General features: G+C 64.6%; 2 protein-coding genes. Both read left to right on the top strand.

Annotated elements, in window-relative coordinates; genetic code table 11:
- Positions 1-781: aminotransferase class I/II-fold pyridoxal phosphate-dependent enzyme (locus AC1DSN_RS21760; RefSeq protein ID WP_477332847.1), on the top strand; the 781-nt coding region annotated here is incomplete at its 5' end.
- A gap of 37 nt (positions 782-818) precedes the next feature.
- Entirely contained in the window at positions 819-1,802 is a 984-nt protein-coding gene (locus AC1DSN_RS21755) for a malate dehydrogenase (protein WP_477298255.1), read from the top strand.
- The last annotated feature ends 306 nt before the right edge of the window (positions 1,803-2,108 follow it).

Genomic DNA, 2,108 nt, shown 5'->3' with positions numbered 1-2,108 from the left:
CATCCTGCCGTGCCCGCCGGAGCAGCACTACAAGCTCACGCCGGCGCAGCTGGACGAAGCGCTGGCCCGCAAGCCGCGCGTCTTCCTGTTCAACAACCCGTCCAATCCCACCGGCATGGTCTACACGCGCGATGAAATCGTCGCGCTGGCCGACGTCATCGCGAAGTATCCGGACACCTGGATCATCACCGACGACATCTACAACACCATGGTGTTCGACGGCGTGGGTTACCACAACTTCGTGCACGTGCGCCCGGAACTGAAGGACCGCGTGATCTTCGTCGACTCGCTGTCGAAGACCTACGGCATGCCGGGCTGGCGTGTGGGCTTCATCGCCGCACCGGAGTCCGTGGCCAAGGCCGTGACCACGCTCAACTCGAACCACATCACCAGCCTGCCGGAAGTGATCACCGCCGCGGCCGTCGCTGCGTTGTCGGGCCCGCAGGATGTGCCGGCGGCGAAGTGCGCCGAATTCGCGGTCAAGCGCGATCGCGTTTACAACGCGCTGATCTCAATCACTGGCGTGGTCTGCCCGCGTCCGCAGGGCGCGTTCTACGCGTTCCCGGATATCTCGGTGGCCTTCGGCAAAAAGCACAACGGCGTGGAAATCACCTCCGACGTGGACTTCTGCGCCGCGTTGCTCGAGACCAAGGGCGTGGCCTGCGTGCCGGGTTCGGCCTTCGGCGAGCCGCGCGCGCTGCGCATTTCCTATTCCTGCCCGGACGAAGCACTCGACAAGGGCATGGCCCGCATCGTCGAGTTCTTTGCCGAGCTCACCTGATCATACGTCCCAAGCGATATTCCTGAGGAGTCGAAAGATGAAAGCACCCGTTCGCGTTGCCGTGACCGGCGCAGCCGGCCAGATCGGTTATGCCCTCCTGTTCCGTATCGCCGCCGGCGACATGCTGGGTCCTGACCAGCCGGTCATCCTGCACCTGCTCGAAATCACCCCGGCACTGCCGACCCTGCAGGGCGTGGTGATGGAGCTGAACGACTGCGCGTTCCCGACGCTCGCAGGCATCGTCGCCACCGACGACGTCAACGTCGCCTTCAAGGACGTCGACTACGCGCTGCTCGTGGGTGCGCGTCCGCGCGGCCCGGGCATGGAGCGCAAGGACCTGCTCGAAGCCAACGGCGCCATCTTCGGCCCGCAGGGCAAGGCCCTGAACGACCACGCCAAGCGCGACGTGCGCGTGCTCGTCGTCGGCAACCCGGCCAACACCAATGCGCTGATCGCGCAGCAGAACGCACCGGATCTCGATCCGAAGTGCTTCACGGCCATGGTCCGTCTCGACCACAACCGCGCGCTGTCGCAGCTGGCCGAGAAGACCGGCACGCATTCGACCGACATCAAGAAACTCACGATCTGGGGCAATCACAGCTCCACGCAGTACCCGGACCTGCACCAGACCACGGTGAAGGGCAAGGCTGCACTCGAGCAGGTCGACCAGGCCTGGTACGAGAGCGACTTCATCCCGACCGTGCAGCAGCGTGGCGCGGCGATCATCAAGGCCCGTGGTGCTTCTTCGGCTGCGTCGGCCGCGTCGGCCGCCATCGACCACATGCGTGACTGGACGCTCGGCACGGCCGAGGGTGACTGGGTCTCCATGGGTATCCCGTCGGACGGTTCCTATGGCGTCGAGAAGGGCGTGATCTTCGGCTACCCGGTGACCGTGAAGAACGGCAAGTACGCCATCGTCCAGGGCCTTCAGATCAACGCGTTCTCGCAGGCCCGCATCGATGCGACCGAGAAGGAGCTGCGCGAAGAGCGCGCTGGCGTGGAGCATCTGTTCGCGAAGTAAGCTCGCGGCAGGTTTCTGCAAATAAAAAGGCCGCGCTGCAAAAGCGCGGCCTTTTTTTGTTCTTCACGCATTACGGGGGCCGGGCGCTCGGCCGTCAGGCCGGGCATGCTTTMTCACCTTGCACCTTGCACCTTGCACCTTGCACCTTGCTCGCCTTCGGCCTCGCGGGCTCGGCTTTGCCATCGCTGTCTACACTTGGGCGCTTCGCGGGGAGACCTTGGTGCCCACCCTCGCTGCTCAGACACGTCCTCCGCGTTCGAAAAGGAAGGCCGCTCACGCGGCCCATGTATCTATGTGGCCTACGGC

This window comes from Luteibacter sp. P4_D7_3 (genome assembly GCF_056401735.1).
The sequence above is the reverse complement of the archived record's forward strand: the minus strand, read 5'-3'. Positions and strand labels throughout refer to the sequence as shown.

Coding starts and splice junctions, on each gene's coding strand:
- AC1DSN_RS21755 (WP_477298255.1), top strand. CDS start 819: ATGAAAGCACCCGTTCGCGTTGCCGTGACCGGCGCAGCCGGCCAGATC.